Origin of the sequence: Parazoarcus communis SWub3 = DSM 12120 (assembly GCF_003226565.1) — a bacterium.
Lineage (GTDB): Bacteria > Pseudomonadota > Gammaproteobacteria > Burkholderiales > Rhodocyclaceae > Parazoarcus > Parazoarcus communis.
In genome coordinates this window covers 1-901 of record NZ_QKOE01000077.1, presented here as the reverse complement: position 1 = coordinate 901, position 901 = coordinate 1, and the positions used below count along the sequence as shown (strand labels likewise).

Sequence of the window (901 nt, the reverse complement as noted above, 5' to 3'; positions counted from 1 at the left end):
CCCTGGAAGCGGAAGGGCTGCTCGATGGGGGGCGGGGCTGGGGTGTGGCTGGATACCGAGCGCCCGTCGGTGCCGGTCTTGCGCACGGTCGCCTCGCCCCACACCCGATAGTCTGCCGCCCACACGATGCGGCCGTCGGCATCGGTGAGTTCCATCGGTGCGCCGATCTGGTCGCAGTGATACCAGTAGGTCTCGTTGTGCTGGACGGTGGCCAGGGGCACGAAGCTGTCGGGTTCGTAGAGGTAGAGGGCGCTCTTGTTGTTGCGTCGGCTCTCGATCATCAGATCGCCGTCCCACAGGTACTCGGTGGCGCCGAAGGCATCGCGCTTGCGGGTGCGCCGTCCGAGGGCGTCGTACTCGTAGCGGGTGGTCTGGGTGACGCCGTGGCGGGTGACGGTGGACTGGGCGAGTTGGTGTTCGGCGTTCCAGCTCAGCTCGGAGAGTTCGTGGGCGCCTTTGCGCCTGCGGGTGACATTGCCGTGGGTATCGTAGTCGAAACGCAGATCCTCGAAGACGGCGATGCGGTTATCGAGGGCGGGGTAGCCGATGGCGCGGTCGATGGGGTCGAGCAGGTTGCCGGCCGGATCGAAGGCGAAGGACTCGGGGCGGGGGCCGGTGGCCTCGAGGATGCGGCCGGTGGGGTCGTAACGAAAGGCCTGGGTGCCGCGCAGCTGATCGACGCGGGTGATGAGATTGCCCGCGGCATCCCAACCGTAGCGGCGCTCGAGCACGGCGGTGCCGGCGTCCGCCCGCGCCCCCTGTACGCGCCCCGCCTGTGCCTGGGCGAGCGAGCTGCGGTGGCGGGTGAGACGGCCCATGGGGTCGTAATCGAATCGGCTCGCCAGCCGACCCTGGGTGCGGTAGACCTCGCGGTGCAGCGCATCGCGCTCGACATCGCAGA

The 901-nt window shown here is 68.9% G+C and carries 1 protein-coding gene; it reads right to left on the bottom strand.

From position 1 onward, the window contains the following. Positions 1 to 901 (bottom strand): RHS domain-containing protein (locus DNK49_RS23085; RefSeq protein WP_207807104.1); only part of this gene is annotated, 901 nt, incomplete at both ends.